Below are 24,301 nucleotides of genomic sequence, written 5' to 3'. Positions count from 1 at the left end.
CCCCGCCCGCGCCCCCCGCCGGGCCCTGCGGGGGGGCCGGGGGGGCGGGGGGGAGGGATGCCGCCCGCGGGCGGGCCGGGGGCGGACCGGCGGGGGGGGCGGGGACAAACCCCCGCCCCGCCCCGCCTCGTGTCGCGCGTGTCAGGCCGGCACGGGCACCTCGGCGCGGCCGCTCGGAGCCTCGGCCTGCTCAGCGTGCAGCGACTCGATGGCCGCGAGCTCGTCGGCGAGTTCGGCCTCGGTGCGCGGGCTCAGCCAGCTGATGAGGAAGAACGCGGCGAGGCTGACGCCGAACGCGATCAGGGTCACCCAGCCGTCGAGGTCCGAGGTCACCAGGTCGTTCGGCACGTAGAGGATGTCGTTCGGCACGCCGTAGATCGTCGGCTGCAGCACGAGCAGCGTCAGGCGCACGACGAGACCCAGCGCCGCCGACACGAGCGTCGCGACCCGGCCGGGACGTCGCCAGAAGACGCCCGCGATGAAGGGCGCCGCGAGGCACGCCAGCATGAGGTCGAAGGCGAGGGTGAGCAGGACGCCCGTCTGGCTGACGTTGATCGCCACGAACCCGCCGACGACGACGATGGGGATCATCGCCAGTCGGGTCCAGGTCAGCAGGGGATCCCGTGCGCCCTGGATGGTCGTGCGGCGCAGCTTGAAGATGTTGCGGACGATGACCGCCGAGGTCGCCAGGATCGCGCCCGACGCGGTCGAGAAGGATGCCGCCACGATGCCGGAGAGCACGAGGATCGAGATCAGTGGCGGCGCCCAGCCGTCGAGGAGCTGGTACAGCACGGGGCCGTCCGCCGCGGTGAGTCCGAGCACGGCCGAGGCGGTGAGGGCCACGAGCGCGAAGATCGTGCCGATTCCGGCCGTGAGGGCGGCTGCGGTGAAGCACGAACGACGCGCGACCTCGGGTGAGCGTGCGCCGAAGATGCGCTGCATGAAGTCGATGGCGACGAGGTCGCCGATGCCGAGCGCGACGAGGGTCGCCCAGTTGATCGCGGCGCCCTGGGCCGGATCGGTGAGTTGGCCGAGGTCGAGCGGCCCCTTGCCCTCGGGGATGACGATGCCGAACGTGAGGGCCGTCCAGCCGAGCAGGGCCAGGGCGGCGACGACGGTGATCGTCGTCTGGATCGCGGCGGTGTACGCGTCGGAGAAGAGCCCGCCGGCGATCGTGTAGGCGACGACGAGTGCGGCGACGAGGACGATGCCCCACGCGTAGGGGATGTTCGCGAACCGTTCCATGAGGAACCCGCAGGCGACGAGGTTGCCCGCGAGGAGGATCGTGAAGGCGAACGACATGATGATGCTCGCCGTCACCTCGGTGCCCCGCCCGTACCTGACCCGGAAGAAGTCGCCGAGCGTGTAGAGGCGCATCGCGTTCAGCGGCCGGGCGAGGAACAGGCCGGCGAGCAGGAGGCAGATCGCGAGGCCGATCGCGAGCGACGCGCCCGACCAGAAGCCGAAGTCAGCGGTGAGGTCGGTGTTGCCGACGGTGGCGTTCGCATCGACGGCGGCGGCCGTCAGCGACACCGCGACCAGCGGCACTCCGAGTCTGCGTCCGGCCACGAGGAAGTTCTCGCTGTCTCCGTCGACCTTCTTGGCGACGATGATGCCGACGCCGAGGACGGCGAGAACGGTGATGCCCACTCCGAGGATGATCATGGGGCTCCAAAGGGGATGAGAGTTTCTGTCGGTTGATAGAAACCGATCCTCTCGGGCCCGGGTACCCCTCCGGTTTTCGGGGATGTATCGGTCTTGTGAACTCGCTGCCGGTCGAACACGGCGGGATCGAGCGCCGATCGCGCAGGTGGGGCCGCGAACGACGCGCACTGCATGCACGCCGTCGTCGGGCGTCCGCTTCCGTCGCATTCCGACGGATTCCTGACATCATGGCCGGAGCGCCGGCACACGGCGCGGCAGCGAACAGAAGGGGCGTCCGGTGGCCGTCAGTGTGAAGGATGTCGCGGCCGCGGCATCCGTCTCGGTCGGAACCGTCTCGAACGTGCTCAACCGGCCCGACATCGTCGCGCCCGCGACCGTCGAGCGCGTGCAGGCCGCGATCGAGCGGCTCGGGTTCGTGCGCAACGACGCCGCGCGTCAGCTGCGGGCCGGTCGCAGTCGCAGCATCGGCCTCGTCGTGCTCGACGTGCGCAACCCCTTCTTCACGGATGTCGCCCGCGGCGCGGAGGATCGCGCCGCCGAGGAGCACATGACCGTGCTGCTCGGCAACAGCGACGAGAACTCCACGCGCGAGGGCGCGTACCTCGACTTGTTCGAGGAGCAGCGCGTGCACGGGGTGCTCATCTCGCCGCTCGCCGACGACATGCCCCGCCTCGCCAGGCTGCGCGAGCGCGGCACCCCGGTCGTCCTCGTCGACCGGGAGTCGCCCGACCGGGCCTTCTCCTCGGTCGCGGTCGACGACGTCGTCGGCGGGGAGCTCGCGGTGTCGCACCTGCTCGACACCGGGCGTCGGCGCATCGCCTTCGTCGGCGGGCCGGCCGGGTTGCAGCAGGTCGCCGACCGCCTCGAGGGCGCCCGGCGCGCGGTCGACCGGGTGTCGGATGCCACGCTCGAGGTCATCCCGACCGACTCGCTCACGGTGCTGCAGGGCCGTGCCGCCGGCGAGATCGTGCGCGAGCGGGCGGCATCCGATCGCCCGGATGCGATCTTCGCCGCCAACGACCTGCTCGCCATGGGCGTGCTGCAGGCGCTGACGATGCGGGGCGGGGTGCGCGTGCCCGAGGAGATCGCCCTCATCGGCTACGACGACATCGACTTCGCGTCGGCGGCAGTCGTGCCGCTCTCGTCGATCCGCCAGCCGGCGACGCTCATCGGCTACACCGCGGTCGACCTGCTGCTCAAGGAGGCCGCCGCCGTGGCATCCGGAGCCGAAGACCACCTGCACGAGCACGTCGTCTTCCAGCCCGAGCTCGTGGTGCGGGAGTCCACGCGCGGCACCGCCTGACGTCCGCGATCCGGGCCGGCCGTCACACGGGAGGGCCCCTCGGCGAGGCCGGATAGTGTGGTGAGGGCCGCGCGCGACAGGCACCACGTGGCATCCGTTCGACAGGAGGGCGCGCGTTGCAGAACCGCACTGCCATTGAAGACGTCTACACGGCGACGCTGCAGCGCAACCCGGGCGAGGTGGAGTTCCACCAAGCCGTGCGCGAGGTCTTCGACTCCCTCGGTCGCGTGCTCGACAAACACCCGCAGTACGTGCAGGCGTCGATCCTCGAGCGCATCTGCGAGCCTGAGCGGCAGATCATCTTCCGCGTGCCGTGGGTCGACGACGCCGGGCGTGTGCGCATCAACCGCGGGTTCCGCGTGCAGTTCAACTCGGCGCTCGGCCCGTACAAGGGCGGCCTCCGCTTCCACCCGACCGTGCTGCTCGGCACCGTGAAGTTCCTCGGCTTCGAGCAGGTCTTCAAGAACGCGCTCACCGGCATGCCTATCGGCGGCGGCAAGGGCGGCAGCGACTTCGACCCCAAGGGCCGGTCCGACGGCGAGATCATGCGCTTCTGCCAGTCGTTCATGACCGAGGCCTACCGCCACGTCGGCGAGTACACGGATGTCCCGGCTGGCGACATCGGCGTCGGCGCACGCGAGATCGGCTTCCTCTTCGGCCAGTACAAGCGCATCACCAACCGGTACGAGTCCGGGGTGCTCACGGGGAAGGGCGTCACGTGGGGCGGCTCGCTCGTGCGCACGGAGGCCACGGGGTACGGCGCCGTCTACTTCACCGAGCACATGCTGGCGACCCGCGGGCGGTCGTTCGACGGGGCGCGCGTGCTCGTGTCGGGCTCGGGCAACGTCGCCGTCTACGCGATCGAGAAGGTGCACGCCCTCGGCGGGCGGGTGGTCGGCGCGTCCGACTCGTCCGGGGCGATCCACGACCCCGCCGGCATCGACCTCGACCTGCTGCGCGACATCAAGGAACGTCGCCGCGAGCGCATCTCGGTCTACGCCGACGAGCGCGGCGGTCGGGCGAGGTTCCTGCCCGGGGCATCCGTCTGGGACATCGAGAGTGACGAGCGCATCGACGTGGCGCTGCCGTGCGCGACCCAGAACGAGCTCTCCGAGGCGCACGCCGTGAAGCTCGTCGCGGCCGGTGTCGTCGCCGTCGCCGAGGGTGCGAACATGCCCACGACGCCCGGGGCCATCCGGGTGCTGCGCGAGGCGGGCGTGCTCTTCGCCCCCGGCAAGGCCGCGAACGCCGGCGGAGTCGCGACCTCCGCGCTCGAGATGCAGCAGAATGCGTCGCGCGACTCCTGGAGCTTCGAGCACACCGAGGATCGCCTCTCCGAGATCATGGCGGGCATCCACGAGCGCACTGCGGCGACCGCCGACGAGTACGGGGCGCCCGGCGACTACGTGGTCGGCGCGAACATCGCCGGCTTCACGCGCGTGGCCGACGCGATGCTGGCGCTCGGCGTCATCTGACGCTGCGCCGCGGCCCGGGCCGATGACCGAGTGGGTCGATCCGTCGCAGATGCACCCTTCGAGGGCAGGGAATCGTGCATCCGCGACGGATGGGCGCCCGGGACGCCGCCCAGTCGGGAGTGCGGTCGGGCCTCAGCGAGGGCGGGCCGCAGGTTCGTCGTACTCCCGGTCCGGGGCATCCGCTCGACGCGAGGCATCGGCTTGGTGCGCGTCAGCCGCTCTGCCCGGCGCATCCGCCCGCCCCGCGGCATCCGCCCGGGGGCCCGAGAGCTTCGGCAGTCGGATGGGCGAGGTCATCGCGACCTCGTCGGAGAAGTCCTCGGGGTCGTTGCGGTCGGAGATCGAGCCGATGGAGCCCGTCGCGGGCGCCTGCACGCGGTCGCCCTCGGCGATGGCCTCCGCGGAGGCGGCCCACGCGAGTCCGAACCGCCAGCGCCGCTGCGGCATGTGCGTCACGCGCAGGCCGCGGGCGACCATGAGCCACACGACGCCGACCGCGAGCGCGATGAAGGCGGCGACGGCGGCGACGCCGAGCGCCCAGCGCGGACCCGCGGCATCCGCGACCCAGCCGACGGTCGGCGCCCCGATGAGCGTGCCGCCCATGAGGATCGCGACGTAGAGGGACATGACGCGACCGCGCACCGCGGGATCGGTGGTCGTCTGCACGTACCCGTTGGCGGTGGTCAGCAGCGTCACGGTGCTGAACCCGATGAGGATGGTCGAGGCCGCGAACGTGGCGTAGGTGGGCATGAGCGACGCGATGAGCGAGGCGACGCCGAGTGCGCCGGCGCTGATGAACACGACGCGGAGCCTCGCCCGTGCGCGCCGTGCGGCGAGGAGCGCGGCCGTGAGCGAGCCGATCGCGAGGATCGAGGAGAGGATGCCGTACTCGCCCGCGCCCTTGCCGAACAGGACGGCCATGGTCGAGGAGAAGATCGGGAAGTTCATGCAGAACGCGCCCACGAGGAACACGATGACGAAGACGATGACCAGGTCGGAGCGGCCGCCGACGTAGCGGAATCCCTGCACGAGCGGGTTGCCCGCGCGTGGCGCTCTCGGGTGCACGATGAGCTCGCGTCGGCGCATCACGAGCAGCGCGGCGATCATGGCGACGAAGGTGAGGGCGTTGATCATGAAGACCCAGCCGGAGCCGACGAGCACGATGAGCCCGCCCGCGACGGCGGGGCCGATGAGCCGGGCCGCGTTGAACGAGGCCGCGTTCAGGGCCACCGCGTTCGAGGCGTTGGGGCCGCTGACGAGGTCGGAGACGAAGGTCTGCCGCGCGGGCGCGTCGAAGGCGTTGGTGATGCCGAGCGCGAGGGCGAAGCCGTAGACGTGCCAGAGCTGCGCGTGCCCGCCGAGCAGCAGCAGCCCGAGGCCGACGGCGAGGAGCATGAGCACCGTCTGCGTGACGAGGAGCACCTTGCGTCGGTCGAATCGGTCGATCACGGCGCCGGTGATGGGCACGAGCACGAGCTGCGGACCGAACTGCAGCGCCATGGTCGCGCCGACGGCCGCGGCGTTGTTGTGGGTCAGCTCGGTCAGGACGACCCAGTCCTGGGTCGTCGCCTGCATCCAGCCGCCCACGTTCGAGACGAGGGCGCCGATGAACCAGACGCGGTAGTTGAATCCCGAGAGGGATCGGAACATCGCACTCACGCGGTGACGAGCCTCCCCATGATTTCGGCGGCCGCCACGAGCGTCGCGCGCTCGTCGGCGGTCAGGTGTCGCAGGTGCTCGGTGAGCCAGGCATTGCGCACGCCGACGGTCGCGGTGACGATGCCCTCGCCCGTCGGGGTGAGGGTGATGTTCGTCTTGCGGCGGTCGCCCTCGTCGGGCGTGCGTGTGATGTGGCCGTCGGTCTCGAGGCAGTCGACCGTGCGGTTCATCGAGGGGGCGCTGATGCGCTCGGCCTCGGCGAGCTCGGAGAGGGTCATCGACCCGTGCTTCGTCAGGTGCATGAGCACGGTCATCTGGCTGTCGGTCACGCGGTCGTCGGCCTTCTCGGCTCGGATGCGCCGGCTGAGCCGGACGACGGCGAGGCGCACCTGGGTCGCCTGTTCTGAGATCGTGGTCACGAATGCTTAGCCTAGCTCATTAGTGTTGCTAATCAAATGCGCGAGCGGATGCCGCGGCGCGACGGCCGGGCCGGAGCGGATGCCGCGCGCGCGACGCACGATGGAAACCGCCCGGAAACCGCGGAGTGGAATTCTCTGGTCATGGCAACCCTTTTCGACGGATACGCCACGGGCGGCAGGAACCAGGCGCGCCGACGGCGTGCGGGACGCCCATGGGACGAGATGTTCCCCGACGGCACGACCACCGTCCGCGAGCCCTATCGCGAGCTCTACCCGGCCCTCGCCCGGATGTCGCAGGACGAGCTCCGCGGCCGGACGGAGGCGCTCGCGAGCTCGTACCTCGCCCAGGGCGTCACGTTCGACTTCGCGGGGGAGGAGCGGCCGTTCCCGCTCGACGCCGTGCCGCGCGTGATCGCGGCCGACGACTGGGTGCGCGCCGAGGCCGGTGTCGCGCAGCGGGTGCGGGCGCTCGAGCGGTTCCTCGCCGACGTCTACGGCCCGCAGCTCGCCGTGCGCGACGGCGTGATCCCGGCGGCCCTGATCAGCTCGTCGACGCACTACCACCGGCAGGCAGCCGGCATCGTGGGCGCCAACGGCGTGCGCATCCACGTCGCGGGCATCGACCTGATCCGCGACGAGCAGGGCGACTGGCGCGTGCTCGAGGACAACGTGCGCGTGCCGAGCGGCGTCAGCTACGTCATCTCGAACCGACGCGTGATGGCCCAGACGCTGCCCGAGCTCTTCACGTCGATGCGCGTGCGCCCGGTCGGCGAGTACCCGAACAAGCTCCTGCAGGCGCTGCGCGCGAGCGCCCCGGAGGGCATCGAGGATCCCACCGTCGTCGTGCTCACCCCCGGCGTGCACAACTCCGCCTACTACGAGCACACGCTGCTCGCGCGGCTCATGGGCGTCGAGCTGGTCGAGGGGCGCGACCTCTTCACCTCGGGCGGGCGCGTGTGGATGCACACCACCGCCGGCCCGACGAGGGTCGACGTCATCTACCGCCGGGTCGACGACGAGTTCCTCGACCCGCAGCAGTTCCGCCCCGATTCGGTGCTCGGCGCGCCCGGGCTCATGCTCGCCGCGCGGCTCGGACACGTCACCATCGCGAACGCGGTGGGCAACGGCGTCGCCGACGACAAGCTCGTCTACACGTACGTGCCCGACCTCATCCGCTACTACCTGGGCGAGGACCCCATCCTCCCGAACGTCGACACCTGGCGCCTCGAGGAGCCCGACGCGCTCGCCGAGGTGCTCGACCGCCTCGACGAACTCGTCGTGAAGCCGGTCGACGGCTCGGGCGGCAAGGGCCTGGTCATCGGGCCGGATGCCTCGAAGGCCGAGCTCGACGAACTGCGGATGCGGCTGATGGCCGATCCGCGCGGCTGGATCGCGCAGCCCGTGGTGCAGCTCTCGACGATCCCGACCCTCGTCGAGGACGGCCTGCGTCCGCGGCACGCCGACCTGCGGCCGTTCGCGGTCAACGACGGCACCGAGGTGTGGGTGCTGCCAGGCGGGCTCACGCGCGTCGCACTGCCCGAGGGGCGCCTGGTGGTCAACTCCAGCCAGGGCGGCGGGTCGAAGGACACCTGGGTGCTCGAGTCCGCCTCGGCGCGCACCGACACGGGCGGACTGCGACTGCCGACCGTGCCGGCGGCGAGCCGCAACGTCGGCGCGCTCGTGGCCGATCAGGCCTCGCCGAACACGCCGCCGGCCGTCGGCCTGCACGGTGCCGCGGCATCCGTCGTCGCGACCTCCGCCGAACCGCAGCACCGGGCGTCGCCGGTCACCGCGTCGCCGCAGGACGAGGAGGCGCCCGTGCGCCAGCAACAGCAGCAGCAGCAGCAACAGCAACAGCAGCAGCGGATGCCGCGGCATCCGCTCGTCGCAGACGGGGAGAGCGCATCATGCTGAGCCGCATCGCCGAATCGCTGTTCTGGATCGGGCGCTACATCGAGCGCAGCGACGGCACCGCCCGCATCCTCGACGTGCACCTGCAACTGCTTCTCGAGGATCCGTGGATCGACGAGGACACCGCGTGCCGCGCACTGCTCTCGGTCATGGGGAGCGAGGCCCAGTCCGAGGAGCCGCTCGGGCGCGAGGACGTCATCGCCCTGCTCGCGGTCGACCCGAAGCATCCGGCGTCGATCGCGCACTCGGTAGGGGCCGCGCGCGAGAACGCCCGTCGTGCTCGCGAGATCGTCTCGACCGAGCTGTGGGAGGCGCTGAACCACACGAACGCCCGCATGCCGCGACGCGTCGCCCATGACAAGACCCACGAGTTCTTCCGGTGGGTGCGTGATCGATCCGCGCTCGCGATCGGCGTCGTCGACTCCGCCACGAGCCGCGACGAGGCCTGGCACTTCTTCTCCCTCGGGCGCGCGATCGAGCGGGCCGACATGACCGCACGCCTGCTCGCCACGCGCTCGCTCACCGAGGCGAGCGGACCCAGCTGGACCACGATCCTCCGCAGCTGCGGCGGGTACGAGGCCTACCTCCGCAGCTATCGCGGCGTGCCCTCGAGCGAGTCCGCGGCGGAGTTCCTGCTGCTCGACCGGCTCTTCCCGCGCTCGATCATCTCGAGCGTCATCCGCGCCGAGGAGTCGCTGCGCGAGATCGACCCGCGCGCCGGGCGCGTCGGCGTGACCGACCAGGCGCGGCGCCTCCTCGGCCAGATCCGCTCCGAGCTCGAGTACCGGCCGATCGCCGACATCCTCGTCGACCTCACCGGCAACATGGAGCACCTGCAGGCGGTGACCTCGTCGGCGAGCGAGGCCATCCGGGCCAGGTACTTCCCGACGAGCGTCGTCCCCGTCTGGATCGGAGAGGTCTCATGAGTCGCATCCGCATCGTGCACCGCACGGGCTTCACCTACGCGGAGCCCGCGACCGCGTCGTACAACGAGGCGCGCATGCTGCCGCACTCCGACGGCCACCAGTTCGTCATGCAGGCGGGCCTCGACATCCGCCCGACGGCGAGCCAGCACTCCTACCTCGACTACTGGGGCACGCGCGTGTCGACGTTCGAGGTGCTGACGCCCCACCAGGAGCTCTCGGTCACGGCCACGAGCCTCGTCGAGGTGCACCCGCGCCCGCAGCCGCGCGTCGAGCTCGGCTGGAGCGAGCTCGCGGCCGCCGCGACCTCGACCGTGGGCCTCGTCGAGGCGAGCGGACGCTCGCCCGCCACCGAGCCGCCCGCCGAGGTGCGCACGCTCGCCGCCGACATCAAGGCCGAGGGCGGCGGGGTCGGCGAGACCGCGCTGGAGATCTGCCGCGCGGTCGGCGGGTCGATGGAGTACATGCGCGGCGTCACGGGGGTGCACTCGACCGCCGCCGAGGCGTGGGACGAGCGCAAGGGCGTCTGCCAGGACATCGCGCACGTCGCGCTCGGCGCGCTGCGCTCGGCGGGCATCCCGGCGCGCTACGTCTCGGGCTACCTGCACCCCGACCCCGAGGCATCCGTCGGCGATACCGTCGTGGGCGAGTCGCACGCCTGGGTCGAGTGGTTCGCGGGGGAGTGGCGCGGCTACGACCCGACGAACCTCGTCGAGATCGGCGACCGGCACGTGCTCGTCGGACGCGGTCGCGACTACAGCGACGTGCCGCCGCTCCGTGGCGTGTACGCGGGCCCCGGGGCATCCGAGCTGTTCGTGTCGGTGGAGATCACGCGCGTCGCGTGACCCGTGCGGGGCGGCGCGCCGACGATCCGTCGCCCCGGTGCTGTCCAGCGGATGCCGCGCCTGCCATGATGTGCCCATGCCGACGTTCACCGACGCCCACGGGGTCCACATCCACTACCAGTCGTGGCGGGTCCCCGAGCCGACCGCGGTGGTGCAGCTCGCGCACGGCGTCGGCGAGCACATCGGGCGCTACTCCGAGCTCGTCCAGGCCCTGAACGCGGCCGGCTACTCGGTGTGGGCCGACGACCACCGCGGGCACGGACAGACCGGGTTCGAGCAGCACGGCGGCGACCTCGACCGCCTGGGCCGGCTCGGACCGGGGGGCCTGCGCGCCACGATCGACGCCGTGCACCAGTTCACCGGCGTCATCCGCGAGACCGAGGGCGGCGAGGTGCCGCTCGTGCTGCTCGGGCACTCGTGGGGCTCGCTCATGTCCCAGATCATCCTGAACCGGTACCCGTACGAGTACGACGCGGTCGTGCTCACGGGCACCGCGTACCGCACGCTGTTCGACATGAACGGCGGCGACCTGAACGCCCGGCACAAGCACCTCGGTCCGACGCCGGTCGAGTGGCTGAGCCGTCACCCCGAGGTCGCGCCGGACTTCATGGCCGACCCGTACACGACCGAGGTCCCGCTGCGGAAGCTGTTCGGCACCCGCGACGCCATGCGGCTGCTGGGGCGCCCGGCGCGCGGGCTTCCCGCCGAGCTGCCGCTGCTCATCATGGTCGGCTCCGACGACACGCTCGGCGGCGAGAGGAGCGCCGTGAAGCTCGCGAAGGCGTACGCGCGCCGATCGGGCATGGTCGACGTGACCCTGGTCGTGTACGACGGGGCCCGGCACGAGGTGTTCAACGAGACGAACCGCGACGAGGTGCGCGCCGACCTCATCAGGTGGCTCGACGAGCGGTTCGCCACGGACTGACCCGGGCGCCGCGTGAGCAGGCCGACCGCTACATCTGCGCGTGCCACGGCGGCACATCGTAGCCGAGCAGGCGGATGCGCGGATGGTGCGCGGCATCCGATTCCGTCGCCCAGGGGTAGACGATCGTCGTGACGTGGCAGTTTCCGAGCACCGGCAGCAGGTCGCGGTAGCCGTCGGGGTCCATGCCCGCCAGCTCGCAGAACAGCAGGCGGATGAGGGTCGCGTGCGCCACGATCAGCACGCGGCCGTCGGGGAACTCCTCGACGAGTTCGTCGAACACCGGAACGGCTCTGGCGATGCCCGCGCGGCCGGTCTCGCCCCCGGGGAACGGGTTCGACGCCGGCGCCTTCGTGAAGGCGGCCCACTCCTCGGGGTACCGTGCGACGAGCTCGTCGGGCGTGAGGCCCTCGGCGTCGCCGAAGTCGATCTCGACGAGCCGGTCGTCGGTGCGCAGCGGCAGGCCCGAGGTCTCGACCGACGGCGCAGCGGACCGCTGCGCCCGGCTCAGCGGCGACGCGACGATCGCGTCGAGCTCCGCGTCGACCGCCCAGGCGCCGAGGGCGGCGGCCTGGCCGAGTCCATGCCGCGTGAGCGCGACATCCGAGTTGCCCGCGTACCGGTGCTCCGCGTGCCAGACCGTCTCGCCGTGCCGTGCCAGGAAGAACGTCGTCATTCCGCCAGCGTACGTCGACGGCGGGGCATCCGCCGGGTGATCGGGCGACGTCGTCGGTGAGGGATGCCGCGCGACCGGCTACTCGTCCGCGAGTCGTCGCGCGAGGAACGCCTCGATCCCGTCGAGGATCCGGTCCAGTCCGAACTCGGGCGCCCGCTCGCGTTCGCCGCCCTCCGTCGCGCCGACAGCGCCGAACGCGGCCGCGGCGCGCGGGTACGTCGCGGCATGCGCGGCGAGGGTCTCGGCGAGGGCGGCGCCGAGACGGGCCTCGACGTCGTCCTCCACCGTCTGCGCGACGAGTCCGCGCACCTGGGCGCCGATCACGGCGAGCGTGTCGAGCTGCTCGGCGGCGCTGAGCGGGAGCCCCGCGATCGCACCGAGCCCCGCCTCCGACCAGCCGAGCTCGTTCGGGCCGAACGGGCGCGGCCCGACGGCGGCGACGAGGAGCCAGCGGTGGGCCGAGAAGACGTCGCGCATCGCGATCGCCCAGGCCTCGAGCCGCCCGCGCCACAGGCCCTCGAGTGTCGTGGGGGCGGAGCCCATCGCGGAGTCGATCATGAGCTCGACGAGTTCGGCCCTGCCCGGCACGTATCGGTAGAGGGCCATCTTCGTGAGCCCGAGTTCGTCGGCGACGCGTTGCATCGAGGCGGCATCGAGCCCCTCGGCGTCGGCGATCCGCACGCCGGTGGCGACGATCTCGTCGAGGCTGACGCGGGGGCGGGGGCCGCGTCGCGGTCGTGTCGGCGACGCCCAGAGCAGGCTCGTCGTGCTGGGTTCGGACATCCTTGCCTCGGCTTCCATCACGGGTCTTGACTTTCTGTGTCTACCAGATACTAATATGTGTCTGGCAGAAACAGTTTTCGAGGAGGACGCATGAAGGCACTGATCTCGGGCGCGAGCATCGCAGGCCCGGCAACGGCGTTCTGGCTGAGCCGGGCCGGTCACGAGGTGACCGTCGTCGAGCAGGCGGCGTCGCTCCGCCCGGGAGGGCAGGCCGTCGACTTCAAGGGCGCGACCCATCGCGCGGTGCTCGAGCGCATGGGCCTGTGGGAGGCCGTCCACGACCTCCGTGCCGAGCCCGTCGACGCCCACTTCGTCGATGCCGACGGCCGCGTGCTCGCCGTCATGCCGCACGAGTTCTCGGGCGGCGACGTCGAGATCGCGCGCGGCGACCTCGCGACGCTGCTCTTCGAGCGCACGGTCGATGACGTCGAGTACGTCTTCGGCGATCGCATCGAGACCTTGCACGAACGCCCCGATGCGGTCGAGGTGGCGTTCGCAGGCGGGCGCACGGGCGAGTTCGACCTCGTCGTGGGCGCCGACGGCGTGCACTCCGGCGTGCGCCGGCTCGCATTCGGCCCAGAGGAGGAGTACGTGAGGTTCCTCGGCCACTACTACGCCGTCGCCGGCGCGCAGCCGATCGGCGCTCGGCATGCCGACGCACCGTCAGCCGTGCGGCCGTCCGCGCCCTGGTACAACGAACCCGGCCGTCTCGTGGTCGTCGGCGGCTCGAAGGCGCCGGCGCTCGTCGTCTTCGCGTCACCGCGGCTCGACTACGACCGACGTGACGTCGCGCAGCAGAAGCGGATCGTCGCCGATGCGTACGCGAACGTCGGCTGGCGGGTTCCCGAGGTGCTCGAGCGCATCGAGGCGGCCGACGACTTCTCGTTCGACGGCCTCAACCGCGTGCACATGGACCGCTTCACGCGAGGCCGCGTCGCGCTCGTCGGCGACGCCGGCTACGCGAACACGCTCGGCGGCTTCGGCACGGGGCTCGCGATCGTCGGCGCCTTCGTGCTCGCCGGCGAACTCGCCGAGGCAGACGGCGACCATCGAACCGCGTTCGCCCGCTACGACGAGCGGATGCTCCGATACTCCAAGGTGGCCCGCACCGGCAACGCGGGCCCGTTCCTCGCGCCACCCAGCAGGATGCGCATCGCCATGCGCAACTCGACGTTCAGGAACCGGATCCTGTTCGCGGGGATGATGAAGCTCACCGACGCGTTCGCGACCGACCTCGACCTGCCCGCGTATCCGAGGCTCGGGTTCGCCGCCCGTGGTGACGCCCGACGGTCGTAGGCTGTCCGTCATGCCCCAGATGCACGGTGAGTACAAGGTCCCCGGCGGCAAGCTCGTGGTCGTCGACTTCGACGTCGTCGACGGCGTCATCCGCTCGCCCCGCGTCGCGGGCGACTTCTTCCTCGAGCCCGACGAGGCGCTCGGCGACATCGACGGCGCGCTCGACGGCCTGGCCGCTGCATCCGACGCCAAGACCATCGCGGCGGCGATCTCCGCGGCACTCCGGCCCGACGCGGTGCTGCTCGGCTTCTCGCCCGAGGCGGTCGCCGTCGCGGTCCGGCGGGCGCTGACGGATGCCACGAGCTGGTCGAACTACGAGTGGGAGGTCATCCACGACCCCGCCGTGTCGCCGCGCCTGCACCTCGCGCTCGACGAGGTGCTCGCCACCCGCGTCGGCGACGGCCGCCGCAAGCCGACCCTGCGCTTCTGGGAGTGGGAGGAGTCGGCCGTGGTCATCGGCAGCTTCCAGTCCGTGAAGAACGAGGTCGACCCCGAGGGCGCCGAGCGCAACGGCTTCGACGTCGTGCGCCGCATCTCGGGCGGCGGGGCGATGATGATGGAGAAGGGCAACGTCGTCACGTACTCGCTCTACGTGCCCGCCGAGCTCGTGCAGGGCATGAGCTTCGCCGACTCGTACGCGTTCCTCGACGACTGGGTGCTGCAGGGGCTGCGCGCGATCGGCATCGAGGCGACGTACCAGCCGCTGAACGACATCGCGAGCCCGCTCGGCAAGATCGGCGGCGCCGCGCAGAAGCGCCTCGGCTCCGGCGGCGTGCTGCACCACGTGACCATGGCCTACGACCTCGACAACGACAAGATGCTCGAGGTGCTCCGCATCGGCCGCGAGAAGATCAGCGACAAGGGCATCGCGTCGGCGGCCAAGCGCGTCGACCCGCTCCGGTCGCAGACCGGGCTCAGCCGTGCCGCGATCATCGAGGCGCTCATCCAGACGTTCACCTCGCTCTACGGTGCGACGCCCGGCACGGTCGCCCCCGACGAGCTCGCCGAGGCCGAGGCGCTCGTCGAGTCGAAGTTCGCGACCGAGGAGTGGCTGCAGCGCGTGCCGTAGCGCCCGCACGGCGCGGCCCCGAGCCGTGCGCCGCGGCCGCAGCTGCGGCCGTACCTGCGACCTGCGTGTGAGGATGGCTCACCGCCACCGGTAGGATCGTCGGATGGATTGGTGGATGTGGCTCGGCATCGGCGTGCTCGCCGTCGCCGTGCTGACCCTCGCGATCAAGCGCGGATGGGTCGACCTGTCCGACAAGACGAAGCGCGGCGGCTCGGGCTCCGGCGGCGTCATGATGATCGGCGACGAGGTGTTCGCGCCGCGCAAGTACGAGGCGCAGGTCGAACAGGACCGCCAGGCCAGGCTGCCCGTCCCGGCGCCGATCCCCGGCGACGGCGACAAGGGCATCTCGTACGCCGCGGCCGATGCCGACGACGACGACCCCGACCGGTTCAAGGGCCGCATCCGCCTCGACGTCGAGCGCTGATCCGCGCGCGAGCCACTCGGCCACTGCCAGACTGGAGCGCGTGACCCCCGACGAGCCCGACCGCATCATCCACGCGGACAACCTCGCGGTGCTGCCGACCCTGCCCGATGGCGGATTCACGCTCATCTACCTCGATCCGCCGTTCAACACGGGTCGGGCGCAGCAGCGGCAGGCGACGCGCCACGTGCGCGTCGCGGCGACGGATGACGCGACGCAGGCGTCGGCTTCCGTCGGTGCCGGCACCATCACGGGGTTCGCGGGCAAGCGGTACGAGCGCATCCGCGGCGACCTGCTGCGCTACGACGACCGCTTCGACGACTACTGGGCGTTCCTCGAACCCCGACTCGTCGAGGCCTGGCGCCTGCTCGCCGACGACGGCACGCTCTACCTGCACCTCGACTACCGCGAGGCGCACTACGCGAAGGTGCTGCTCGACGCGCTGTTCGGGCGCGAGTGCTTCCTGAACGAGCTCATCTGGGCCTACGACTACGGGGCGAAGGCCAAGCGCAAGTGGCCGACGAAGCACGACACGATCCTCGTCTACGTGAAGAACCCGTCGACGTACTGGTTCGACTCGACCACGGTCGACCGCGAGCCGTATATGGCGCCCGGGCTCGTGACCCCCGAGAAGGCCGAGCTCGGCAAGCTGCCGACGGATGTCTGGTGGCACACGATCGTCTCGCCCACGGGCCGCGAGAAGACGGGGTACCCGACGCAGAAGCCCGAGGGGATCCTCCGTCGCATCGTGCAGGCGTCGACCCGCGAGGGCGACTGGGTGCTCGACTTCTTCGCGGGCTCGGGCACGACCGGTGCGGTCGCGGCGACGCTCGGGCGCCGGTTCGTGCTCGTCGACGAGAACCCCGAGGCGATCGCCGTCATGCGGGCCCGGTTCGCGAACATCGAGGGCGTCGAGTTCCAGGCGGGCGTCGCCCCGACCCGGGCGGTCGAGTAGGCGACGCGGCGATCCGCCCTGTCGGTAACCCCCTCGTCGGGGGTAGCGTCGGCATGGTGACGGCTCCTGACCAGAACGCGCAGCACGCACCGGCACCGCTCATGACGCACCGGCAGATCCTGCTGGTGATCTTCGGACTCATGTCCGCCATGTTCCTGTCGGCCCTCGACCAGACCATCGTGGGCACGTCGATGCGCACGATCGCCGACGACCTCGGCGGCCTCGAACTTCAGGCCTGGGTGACGACCGCGTACCTCATCACGGCCACGATCACGACGCCGATCTACGGCAAGCTCAGCGACCTGTTCGGCCGGCGTCCGCTCTTCATCATCGCGATCGCGATCTTCCTGCTCGGCTCGCTGCTCTCGGGCATGTCGACGTCGATGTACGAGCTCGCGATCTTCCGGGCCGTCCAGGGCATCGGCGCCGGCGGCCTCATGGCGCTGCCGCTCGCGATCATGGGCGACATCCTCGCGCCGCGCGAACGCGCGAAGTACCAGGGCTACTTCCTCGCGGTGTTCGGCATCTCGAGCGTGATCGGGCCGCTCATCGGGGGCCTCCTCTCGGGCACCGAGGAGATCCTCGGCGTGGCGGGCTGGCGGTGGGTCTTCCTCGTGAACCTGCCGGTCGGCGCGCTGGCCCTGTTCATGGTCATCCGCTACCTGCACGTGCCGCGCTACCACTCGGATCGCAAGGTGCGCATCGACTGGTGGGGTGCGACCTTCGTGATCGTCGCGCTCGTGCCACTCCTGATCGTGGCCGAGCAGGGCAGCGAATGGGGCTGGGACTCCGCGTGGGCGATCGGATGCTACGTCGTCGGCGTCATCGGCATCGTCGCGTTCATCCTCATCGAGGTCCGGATGAAGCAGGACGCCCTGCTGCCGATGAAGCTCTTCCGCATCCCGACGTTCTCCGTGGTCGCGGGCCTCGGCCTGCTCGTCGGCTTCGCGATGTTCGGCGCGATGATGACCATCCCGCTCTACCTGCAGCTCGTCGAGGGCGCGACGCCGGCCCAGAGCGGCCTGCTGATGCTGCCGATGATCGTGGGCCTCATGATCTCGTCGATCGCGAGCGGCCAGATCATCGCGCGCACCGGGCGGTACCGGGTGTTCCCGATCCTCGGCACCGCGTGCATGGCGCTCGGCTACCTGTGGCTGACCTTCCTCACGGCCGACCGGGACATCTGGTTCATCATGGTGGGCATGGGCATCGTGGGCCTCGGCCTCGGGCAGCTCATGCAGACGCTCACGATCGCCAGCCAGAATGCCGTGACCGCGCGCGACATGGGCGTCGCGACGAGCGCCTCGACCTTCTTCCGCCAGATCGGCGGCACGCTCGGCACGGCGGTCTTCTTCTCGCTCCTGTTCTCGCGGCTCGCCGAGACCCTCACGGCCGCGTTCAGCGACCCCGCCCTCACCGGGCCGATGACCGAGGCCATGCAGGATCCGGCCGTGCAGGCCGACCCCGCGAACGCCGAGATCCTCGCCCTGCTCGCCACCCAGGATCCCGCGAAGATCGGCGCCGCACTCGACACCGACAGCTCGTTCCTCCTGGGCGCCGATCCGCGACTGGCCGAGCCGTTCCTCGTCGGGTTCAACGACGCGACCGTCTCGGTCTACTGGCTGGGCTTCGTCGTCGCGCTCGCTGCGTTCGTCGTCGCGTGGTTCGTGCCGGGGCTGCCGCTGCGCCAGGTCTCCGCCATGCAGGAGGAGGCGGATGCCAGTGCGGCCGAGGCGCTGGCGGTCGCGCAGATCGGCGTCGCCGAGGAGCTCGACGAGGCGAGGGAGCTCACGGATGCCGCGGCCGGCCGACATGCCATGGCCGGAGCGCCCGGCGACGAGGAGGACATCGAGGAGGTGGCCCACCGGGCCGCGCGACTCGCGGGGTCGCCGATCGAGCCCACGACCACGGGCGCGCTCCACGTCATCGACGCGGACGACCTGCCGAAGGGGCGCTGACGGTCGGGCGCCGACGCGCCCGACGAGGCCGCGATCGCGGCATCCGCTCGATCAGGTGGACTGGCGGATGACGAGGCTCGTCGGCAGCAGGGTGCTCGACGCGACCTCCTCGCCCTCGATGATGCGCACGAGCGTGCGGGCCATCTCGGCGCCCATCTCGAGCGAGGGCTGGTGCACGGTCGTCAGCGGGGGCATCGACGTGGACGCGTAGCGGTCGTCGTCGAAGCCGACGATCGCGACGTCGCCGGGGATGCTGCGTCCGGCGTCGGCGATCGCCGAGTAGGCGCCGATGGCCATCTGGTCGTTCGCGGCGAACACCGCGTCGAGGTCGGGGTGGCGTTCGAGCAGGCGTCGCATGGCGATCGCGCCCGATGCGGGGCTGAAGTCGCCGTACTCGACGGCGTCGTCGGGCAGCCCGGCCCGCTCGAGGGCGATCGCCCACCCGCGCTTGCGGTCGACGCCCGGGGGCATGTCCTGCGGGCCGGCGATGGTCGCGATGCGTCGGCGGCCGCGGTCGATGAGGTGCTGGGTGGCGATCTCGGCACCGTGCGTGTTGTCGACGTCGACCGTGTGGGTGACGCTCTCGGTCGGGTCCAGCGGGCGTCCGCCGAACACCACCGGCAGCGAACGGCTGACGTGCGCGTACGAGTGGTCCCCGGTGTGGTGCGAGGCGACGAGCGCGCCGTCGACGTTGCCGCCGAGCAGGTAGCGCCGGGTCTTCTCGCTGCCCGTCTCGGACTCGATGAGCATCGACAGCGTGTACTCGGTGGGTGCGAGCGCCAGGCCGACGCCCTGCACGAGCGTGGCGAAGAACGGGTCGTTGAACACGCGCGACGTCGACTCGGGCACGACGAGCGCGATCGCCTGCGTGCGCCGGCTCGCCAGGGAGCGCGCCGCTCGATTGGGCACGTAGTTGAGCGCGGCGATGGCCTCGCGGACGACCTCGGCGACGTCGGGGCTCACCTTGGGCGAGCCGTTGACGACGCGCGAGACCGTGGCCCTCGAGACCCCGGCACGGGCGGCGACCATTTCGAGGGTCGGCGCCTGGCCGGAGATGCCGCCTGTGCTCATCGCGTTCCCCCTCGGTGCGGTCGACTCACCCCACGATAGCCGCAGCGGATGCCGCGGCCTTCGTGTCGGCGATGAGCTTCGCGAACGCGAGGGCGCTGTCCTTCGGGGTGCGCACCATCGTGTCGTAGTCGACGTGCACGATGCCGAAGCGCTTCTCGTACCCCCACGCCCACTCGAAGTTGTCGAGCAGCGACCAGACGAAGTAGCCGCGGACGTCGGCGCCGTCCTCGATGGCACGCCCGACGGCGTCGACGTGGGCGAGGATGTACCGCGTGCGCTCGGGATCGTGCACCGCGCCCTCGGGCGTGACGACGTCGCCGTCGTAGGCGGCCCCGTTCTCGGTGACGTAGAGCGGCGGCAGGTTCGGGTACTCCGCGCCCAAGCGCACGAGCAGGGTGTGCAGTCCCTCGGGGTGCACCTCCCAGTCCATCGCCGTGCGGGGTAGCCCGCGCGAGGGCATGGTGACGTACTCGCTGCCCGGGAACGGCGACCGGCCCGGCTTCTGCGTGGGCCGCAGCCCCGCGGGCTCGTCGGCCGGGAGCGAATGCCCCGACACGTTGTCGTCGTGGTAGTGGTTCACGCCGAGGAAGTCGATGGGCTGCGCGATCTGCTCGAGGTCGCCGTCGAGGATCCGCGCCTCGAGGCCGTAGTCGCGCACGTCCTCGAGGAGGTCGGTCGGGTAGGCGCCGAGGAGCATCGGCTCCAGGTACATCCGGTTCCAGAGGGCGTCGATGCGCCGCGCGGCCTCGAGGTCGACCGGATCGGTCGGGTCGTTCGGCACGGCGTTGGTGAGGTTCAGCGTGATGCCGACCTCGATCTCGCGCCCCGCGGCATCCGCGAGCCCGCGAAGCCGCTGCACGGCGAGGCCGTGCGCGAGGTGCTGGTGGTGCACCGCGGCCAGGCCCGCGTCGGGGTCGGTGAGGCCGGGCGCGTGCTCGCCGCCGACGTAGGCGATGAGCGAGGAGCAGAGCGGCTCGTTGAACGTCGTCCAGTGCGAGACCCGGTCGCCGAGGGCGCCGTAGACGGCCTCGGCGTAGTCGGCGAACCGGAAGGCGGTGTCGCGGTTGGTCCAGCCGCCCTGCTCCTGGAGCGCCTGCGGGAGGTCCCAGTGGTACAGGGTGAGCCAGGGCAGCACGCCCGCGCCGAGCAGCTCGTCGACGAGCCGCGAGTAGAAGTCGAGGCCCTCCTGGTTGACGGAGCGCCCGCCGGGCACGACACGCGCCCACGACGTGGAGAACCGGTAGGAGTCGAGGCCGAGCCGCTGCATGAGCGCGACGTCGTCGGGCATGCGGTGGTAGTGGTCGACGCCCCGCTCGGGGGTGTCGCCACCGGCCACGGCCTGGGGGAGGCGCGCGTACGCGTCCCAGATCGAATCCTCTTTGCCGCCCTCGTGGGCCGCGCCCTCGATCTGGGCTGCGGCGGTCGCCGAGCCCCAGATGAAGTCCTTGGGGAAGGTGTTCACGTTCAACCCTTCACTGCTCCTGCCATGATTCCCGAAACGAGTTGCTTGCCGGCCAGTACGAAGAGCACCAGCAGGGGAAGCGTTGCGAGCACTGCGCCCGCGAGGACGACCGAGTAGTCGACGTAGCGCGCCGACTGCAGCTGGCTGAGGGCCACCTGGAGCGTCGGGTTCTGCGGCACGACGAGCAGCGGCCAGAGGTAGTCGGTCCACGCCGTCATGAAGGTGAACAGGCCGAGGATCGCCATTGCCGGGCGGGCGGCGGGAACGCCGACGTGCCAGAAGGTGCTGATCATGCTCGCGCCGTCCATGCGGGCCGCTTCGATGAGCTCGTCGGGGATGACGTCGACGAGGTACTGGCGCATGAAGAACACGCCGAAGGCCGTGACGAGGGTCGGGATGATGACCGCGCCGAGCGTGCCGGTCCAGCCGAACTGCTTCATGAGCATGAAGAGGGGGATGATGCCGAGCTGGGTCGGCACCGCGAGCGTCGCGATGACGAAGACCATGAGGCCCTCGCGGCCGCGGAAGCGGAGCTTCGCGAACGCGTAGCCGGCCAGCGTCGAGAACAGGATCACCGAGATGGTGATGACGCTCGAGACGATGATGCTGTTGCCGAGCGCGAGCCAGAACGGGATCGTGTCGAAGACCTCGGCGACGTTGTTCCAGAACTGCCCACCGGGCAGCAGCGGCGGCCACGTGTCGGCCAGGGCCGACTTGTCGGACGAGCCGATGATGAACGACCACCAGAGGGGGTAGGCGCCGCCGACGAAGATGACGCCGATGAGGGTGTACGCGAGCCAGCCGGGACGGCGCTCGATGCCCATGCCGCGCCCGTACCGGAGCTTGCGGTCGGGGCGGGTCTCGGTCGCGGCGCTCATCGTGCGCCCTCCTTGTCGGTCGTGCCGGGGCGGTCGTTCGGGTCGTCGTCCCGCTCGAGCGGGATCGGGGTCTCGCCCGGGGCGAAGGCGCCGGGAACGGCCACGAGCGTGTCGATCTCGGCCTCGCGCTCGGAGCGGTAGCGGGCGAGGCGCTTCGAGCTCCGCTTCTTGATCGTGCGGGCCTCGGTCGAGGCGATGCGACGCGAGAGCCAGAAGTTCAGCAGGCCGAACGTGACGATGATGAGGAAGAGGATCCAGGCGACGGCCGAGGCGCGGCCGAACTCCTGGCGGTTGAACGCGAGGTCCCAGAGGTAGAGCACGGTGGTCTGGTACTGGCGTTGCGGTCCGCCGGGGATCGAGCTCGTGGCGTTGAAGAGCTTCGGCTCGGTGAAGATCTGGAGACCGCCGATCGTGGCGGTGATGATGACGAAGATCAGCGTGGGGCGGATGCTCGGGATGGTGATGGAGAAGAAGCGGCGGGCGGCGCCGGCGCCGTCGAGGGCGGCGGACTCGTGGACGTCCCGCGGCACGGCCTGCATGGCCGCGAGGAGGATGAGGGCGTTGTAGCCGGTCCAGCGCCAGTTGACCATGGTCGCGATCGCGATGTGCGAGGGCAGCGTCTCGGTCTTCCACATGACCGGGTCGAGCCCGATCACGTCGAGGATGTTGTTCACGAGACCGTACTTCTCGCCGAAGATGTTGCTGAAGATGAGGGTCACGGCCACGGGCGTGACGATGTAGGGCAGGATCACCGACAGTCGCCAGAAGGTCTTCGCGCGAAGGTTCTGGTCGAGCACCGCGGCGATGACGACCGCGGCGATGAGCTGGGGCACCGCCGACAGCAGGAAGATGCTGAAGGTGTTGAAGAGCGAGTTCCAGAAGAGCGGGCTCGAGAGCTCGGTCGCGAAGTTCTCGAGGCCGACCCATTCGCCGGGGCCGGTGAGCAGGTTCCAGTCGTTCAGGGAGACGACGAACGTGTAGACCAGCGGGAAGAGGCCGATGAGCCCGAAGAGCACGAAGAACGGCGCCACGTAGAAGTACGGGGAGTACTTCACGTCGAAGCGCGAGAGCTTCCGGCGGAATGCCGAGCGTTCCTTCGCCGGCATCGTCGGGCGGGCCGACGGCGTCGGCGTCTCGGCCGATGGGGTGAGTGTCGAGGTCATCTTCTCGCCTGTCTGGTGGGGGTGTTCCGGGGACCGGGCCCGGCGGACGGATCCGCCGGGCCCGGTCGTGTGGTCCGAGTGAGACTTACTCGGAGACCAGTTCGTGCAGCAGGTCGATCGCGTGGTTCCACGCGGTCGGGCCGTCGGCCTTGCCGGAGTCGAGCTCCTGCACGGACGGGCCGAAGACCTGCTCCTGGATCACGGAGTCGTCCGGGCCCTTGTACTGGGCGACGACGCCCTCGGCGCGGGCGGCGAGGATCTCACCGACGGGTGCGTCGTTGAAGAAGGCCGTGAGGTCGCTCTCGCCGGTGACTCCGGCGTCGCTCTGCGCCTCGATGTTGCTCGGGAAGGTGCCGGCTGCCTGGAAGGCGGCGACCTGCGACTCGGCGTTCGTCAGGAAGGCGGCCAGGTCGGCTGCTTCCTTCGGGTGCTTCGAGGTGGTCGGGACGGTCAGGAACGCGCCGCCCCAGTTCGCTGCGCCGCCGGGGAAGACGTCGGCGAAGTCCCAACCGGTGGTGGCGTCGCCGCCGCCGGCCTCGACCTGGCCCTTGACCACGCCGAGCATCCAGCCCGGGCAGACGAAGGTCGCGAACGAGCCGTCGGTGAAGGCCTTGCCTCCACCCCAGTCCCACTGCGTCTGCGCCGAGGAGAGGCCGTCGGCCGCACCCTGGGCGAGCAGGGCCCAGCGCTCTTCGAGGTCCTTGTTGCCCTCGACGTTCAGCTCACCGTCGGAGGTGTAGTAGCCCTCGGGGAGCTGGTTGACCATCGAGTTCCAGACGAAGCCGGACTGGTCGTAGAACGCCTTGCCGGTTGCGGCCTTGTACTGGTTGCCGACCTCGAAGAACTTCTCCCAGGTCGCGTCGTCGCCTCCGAAGAGCTCGGCGACGCTCTCGCGGTCGCTGGGGAGGCCGGCGGCCTCGAACAGCGCACCGTTGTAGCAGAGGCCCTCCGGGCCGATGTCGGTGCCGTAGCCGATGATGCGGCCGTTGGCGTCGGTGGCCTGCTTGACCTTCCAGTCGACCCACTGGTCGGCGGTGTCCTCGGCGCCGTACTCGCTGAGGTCGGTGAACGAGTCGCTCACCTGCATGACCTTGCTGAGCCAGCCCTCTTCGACGGCCTGGACGTCGGGCAGACCCGCACCGGCGGCCTGCTTGGTCTGCCAGTCGGTGAGGGCGTTTCCGCCGGTGTCGATGTTCGTCGCCTTGATGGTGACGTTGGGGTGGTCGGCCTCGTACTGTGCGTAGAGGTCGTCGAGGCCCTGGGTGCCGAACGTGGTGACGGTCAGCGTGATGGGCTCGTCGCTGCTGCCTTCATCGCTGCCGCCGGAAGAACAGGCGGATGCGAGGAGGGCGATGGATGCGGCACCCGCGACGGCTGCGGCAACCCTGGTGCGTCGTGAAAGCTTCACGGTCACTCCTTTGTGTGCGTGGGACGGAATGTGGCCGAG

21 protein-coding genes are annotated in these 24,301 nt (G+C 70.8%); 11 read left to right on the top strand and 10 right to left on the bottom strand.

The window, feature by feature from the left end; genetic code table 11:
* Window positions 1–141: 141 nt before the first annotated feature.
* On the bottom strand, window positions 142–1,665 hold the full coding sequence (locus ACR3IO_RS19355) for a sodium:solute symporter family protein (protein WP_434072856.1): 1,524 nt from the start codon (window positions 1,663–1,665) through the stop codon (window positions 142–144).
* A gap of 277 nt (window positions 1,666–1,942) precedes the next feature.
* Between ACR3IO_RS19355 and ACR3IO_RS19350 the strand changes: the two genes are divergently transcribed.
* Together ACR3IO_RS19350 and gdhA are read left to right on the top strand one after the other, a co-directional pair.
* Window positions 1,943–2,968 (top strand): LacI family DNA-binding transcriptional regulator, encoded by a 1,026-nt coding sequence (locus ACR3IO_RS19350; RefSeq protein WP_434072855.1) that lies wholly within the window; start codon window positions 1,943–1,945, stop codon window positions 2,966–2,968.
* Between the two features lie 116 nt (window positions 2,969–3,084).
* Entirely contained in the window at window positions 3,085–4,443 is a 1,359-nt protein-coding gene (gene gdhA, locus ACR3IO_RS19345; RefSeq protein WP_434072854.1) for an NADP-specific glutamate dehydrogenase, read from the top strand.
* 132 nt (window positions 4,444–4,575) lie between these two features.
* Here the strand turns inward: gdhA and ACR3IO_RS19340 are convergent, their stop codons facing one another.
* Both ACR3IO_RS19340 and ACR3IO_RS19335 read right to left on the bottom strand, forming a co-directional pair.
* On the bottom strand, window positions 4,576–6,093 hold the full coding sequence (locus ACR3IO_RS19340) for an MFS transporter (protein WP_434072860.1): 1,518 nt from the start codon (window positions 6,091–6,093) through the stop codon (window positions 4,576–4,578).
* 5 nt (window positions 6,094–6,098) lie between these two features.
* A complete protein-coding gene (locus ACR3IO_RS19335; protein ID WP_434072853.1) occupies window positions 6,099–6,521 on the bottom strand; it encodes a MarR family winged helix-turn-helix transcriptional regulator in 423 nt (140 codons plus the stop codon).
* 141 nt (window positions 6,522–6,662) lie between these two features.
* Between ACR3IO_RS19335 and ACR3IO_RS19330 the strand changes: the two genes are divergently transcribed.
* From ACR3IO_RS19330 to ACR3IO_RS19315, 4 genes are all read left to right on the top strand, one after another.
* Window positions 6,663–8,435 carry a circularly permuted type 2 ATP-grasp protein gene (locus ACR3IO_RS19330; RefSeq protein ID WP_434072852.1) on the top strand — a complete coding sequence of 591 codons (1,773 nt, stop codon included), beginning with the start codon at window positions 6,663–6,665 and terminating at the stop codon, window positions 8,433–8,435.
* On the top strand, window positions 8,429–9,358 hold the full coding sequence (locus tag ACR3IO_RS19325; protein ID WP_434072851.1) for an alpha-E domain-containing protein: 930 nt from the start codon (window positions 8,429–8,431) through the stop codon (window positions 9,356–9,358). Before ACR3IO_RS19330 ends, ACR3IO_RS19325 begins: the two co-directional genes overlap by 7 nt.
* Window positions 9,355–10,200 carry a transglutaminase family protein gene (locus ACR3IO_RS19320; RefSeq protein WP_434072850.1) on the top strand — a complete coding sequence of 282 codons (846 nt, stop codon included), beginning with the start codon at window positions 9,355–9,357 and terminating at the stop codon, window positions 10,198–10,200. The genes ACR3IO_RS19325 and ACR3IO_RS19320 overlap by 4 nt, the downstream gene beginning before the upstream one ends.
* Window positions 10,201–10,276: 76 nt before the next feature.
* A complete protein-coding gene (locus ACR3IO_RS19315) occupies window positions 10,277–11,125 on the top strand; it encodes an alpha/beta hydrolase (RefSeq protein ID WP_434072849.1) in 849 nt (282 codons plus the stop codon).
* A 28-nt stretch (window positions 11,126–11,153) separates the two neighbouring features.
* Here the strand turns inward: ACR3IO_RS19315 and ACR3IO_RS19310 are convergent, their stop codons facing one another.
* Both ACR3IO_RS19310 and ACR3IO_RS19305 read right to left on the bottom strand, forming a co-directional pair.
* Complete coding sequence (locus ACR3IO_RS19310) at window positions 11,154–11,798, bottom strand: histidine phosphatase family protein (RefSeq protein ID WP_434072848.1); 645 nt, start codon at window positions 11,796–11,798, stop codon at window positions 11,154–11,156.
* A 78-nt stretch (window positions 11,799–11,876) separates the two neighbouring features.
* Window positions 11,877–12,581, bottom strand: coding sequence for a TetR/AcrR family transcriptional regulator (locus ACR3IO_RS19305; protein ID WP_434072847.1), 705 nt, complete (start codon window positions 12,579–12,581; stop codon window positions 11,877–11,879).
* A 90-nt stretch (window positions 12,582–12,671) separates the two neighbouring features.
* Between ACR3IO_RS19305 and ACR3IO_RS19300 the strand changes: the two genes are divergently transcribed.
* The 5 genes from ACR3IO_RS19300 (at window position 12,672) to ACR3IO_RS19280 (ending at window position 18,280) form a co-directional block, all read left to right on the top strand.
* Window positions 12,672–13,877, top strand: a complete 1,206-nt coding sequence (locus tag ACR3IO_RS19300) for an FAD-dependent monooxygenase (protein ID WP_434072846.1) — start codon at window positions 12,672–12,674, stop codon at window positions 13,875–13,877.
* A gap of 19 nt (window positions 13,878–13,896) precedes the next feature.
* Window positions 13,897–14,946 (top strand): lipoate--protein ligase family protein, encoded by a 1,050-nt coding sequence (locus ACR3IO_RS19295; RefSeq protein ID WP_434072859.1) that lies wholly within the window; start codon window positions 13,897–13,899, stop codon window positions 14,944–14,946.
* Between the two features lie 103 nt (window positions 14,947–15,049).
* A complete protein-coding gene (locus tag ACR3IO_RS19290) occupies window positions 15,050–15,370 on the top strand; it encodes a hypothetical protein (protein WP_434072845.1) in 321 nt (106 codons plus the stop codon).
* Between the two features lie 40 nt (window positions 15,371–15,410).
* Entirely contained in the window at window positions 15,411–16,322 is a 912-nt protein-coding gene (locus ACR3IO_RS19285; protein WP_434072844.1) for a DNA-methyltransferase, read from the top strand.
* A 101-nt stretch (window positions 16,323–16,423) separates the two neighbouring features.
* Window positions 16,424–18,280: an MDR family MFS transporter gene (locus tag ACR3IO_RS19280; RefSeq protein ID WP_434072858.1), complete on the top strand. Its 1,857-nt coding sequence runs from the start codon at window positions 16,424–16,426 to the stop codon at window positions 18,278–18,280.
* A gap of 51 nt (window positions 18,281–18,331) precedes the next feature.
* Here the strand turns inward: ACR3IO_RS19280 and ACR3IO_RS19275 are convergent, their stop codons facing one another.
* From ACR3IO_RS19275 to ACR3IO_RS19255, 5 genes are all read right to left on the bottom strand, one after another.
* The gene (locus tag ACR3IO_RS19275) at window positions 18,332–19,351 is read right to left on the bottom strand and encodes a LacI family DNA-binding transcriptional regulator (protein ID WP_434072843.1); all 1,020 of its coding nucleotides are present in this window, start codon (window positions 19,349–19,351) and stop codon (window positions 18,332–18,334) included.
* A gap of 25 nt (window positions 19,352–19,376) precedes the next feature.
* Window positions 19,377–20,813: a GH1 family beta-glucosidase gene (locus ACR3IO_RS19270; protein WP_434072842.1), complete on the bottom strand. Its 1,437-nt coding sequence runs from the start codon at window positions 20,811–20,813 to the stop codon at window positions 19,377–19,379.
* Between the two features lie 2 nt (window positions 20,814–20,815).
* Window positions 20,816–21,637 (bottom strand): carbohydrate ABC transporter permease, encoded by an 822-nt coding sequence (locus ACR3IO_RS19265; protein ID WP_434072857.1) that lies wholly within the window; start codon window positions 21,635–21,637, stop codon window positions 20,816–20,818.
* A 50-nt stretch (window positions 21,638–21,687) separates the two neighbouring features.
* Window positions 21,688–22,854: a carbohydrate ABC transporter permease gene (locus tag ACR3IO_RS19260; protein ID WP_434072841.1), complete on the bottom strand. Its 1,167-nt coding sequence runs from the start codon at window positions 22,852–22,854 to the stop codon at window positions 21,688–21,690.
* 85 nt (window positions 22,855–22,939) lie between these two features.
* Entirely contained in the window at window positions 22,940–24,262 is a 1,323-nt protein-coding gene (locus tag ACR3IO_RS19255) for an ABC transporter substrate-binding protein (RefSeq protein ID WP_434072840.1), read from the bottom strand.
* Between the last annotated feature and the right edge of the window lie 39 nt (window positions 24,263–24,301).

The organism is Agromyces sp. Marseille-Q5079 (assembly GCF_051016555.1).
Taxonomy (GTDB): Bacteria; Actinomycetota; Actinomycetes; order Actinomycetales; family Microbacteriaceae; genus Agromyces.
Note: the sequence above shows the minus strand (reverse complement) of the source record. Positions and strands in the feature narration are given on the sequence as shown.

Bases quoted from the DNA above. Each gene is read 5' to 3' on its own strand.
- ACR3IO_RS19355 (WP_434072856.1), bottom strand. From the start codon at position 1,665: ATGATCATCCTCGGAGTGGGCATCACCGTTCTCGCCGTCCTCGGCGTC.
- ACR3IO_RS19340 (WP_434072860.1), bottom strand. From the start codon at position 6,093: ATGTTCCGATCCCTCTCGGGATTCAACTACCGCGTCTGGTTCATCGGC.
- ACR3IO_RS19330 (WP_434072852.1), top strand. From the start codon at position 6,663: ATGGCAACCCTTTTCGACGGATACGCCACGGGCGGCAGGAACCAGGCG.
- ACR3IO_RS19325 (WP_434072851.1), top strand. From the start codon at position 8,429: ATGCTGAGCCGCATCGCCGAATCGCTGTTCTGGATCGGGCGCTACATC.
- ACR3IO_RS19320 (WP_434072850.1), top strand. From the start codon at position 9,355: ATGAGTCGCATCCGCATCGTGCACCGCACGGGCTTCACCTACGCGGAG.
- ACR3IO_RS19315 (WP_434072849.1), top strand. From the start codon at position 10,277: ATGCCGACGTTCACCGACGCCCACGGGGTCCACATCCACTACCAGTCG.
- ACR3IO_RS19310 (WP_434072848.1), bottom strand. From the start codon at position 11,798: ATGACGACGTTCTTCCTGGCACGGCACGGCGAGACGGTCTGGCACGCG.
- ACR3IO_RS19305 (WP_434072847.1), bottom strand. From the start codon at position 12,581: ATGTCCGAACCCAGCACGACGAGCCTGCTCTGGGCGTCGCCGACACGA.
- ACR3IO_RS19300 (WP_434072846.1), top strand. From the start codon at position 12,672: ATGAAGGCACTGATCTCGGGCGCGAGCATCGCAGGCCCGGCAACGGCG.
- ACR3IO_RS19295 (WP_434072859.1), top strand. From the start codon at position 13,897: ATGCACGGTGAGTACAAGGTCCCCGGCGGCAAGCTCGTGGTCGTCGAC.
- ACR3IO_RS19290 (WP_434072845.1), top strand. From the start codon at position 15,050: ATGGATTGGTGGATGTGGCTCGGCATCGGCGTGCTCGCCGTCGCCGTG.
- ACR3IO_RS19280 (WP_434072858.1), top strand. From the start codon at position 16,424: ATGACGCACCGGCAGATCCTGCTGGTGATCTTCGGACTCATGTCCGCC.
- ACR3IO_RS19275 (WP_434072843.1), bottom strand. From the start codon at position 19,351: ATGAGCACAGGCGGCATCTCCGGCCAGGCGCCGACCCTCGAAATGGTC.
- ACR3IO_RS19265 (WP_434072857.1), bottom strand. From the start codon at position 21,637: ATGGGCATCGAGCGCCGTCCCGGCTGGCTCGCGTACACCCTCATCGGC.
- ACR3IO_RS19260 (WP_434072841.1), bottom strand. From the start codon at position 22,854: ATGACCTCGACACTCACCCCATCGGCCGAGACGCCGACGCCGTCGGCC.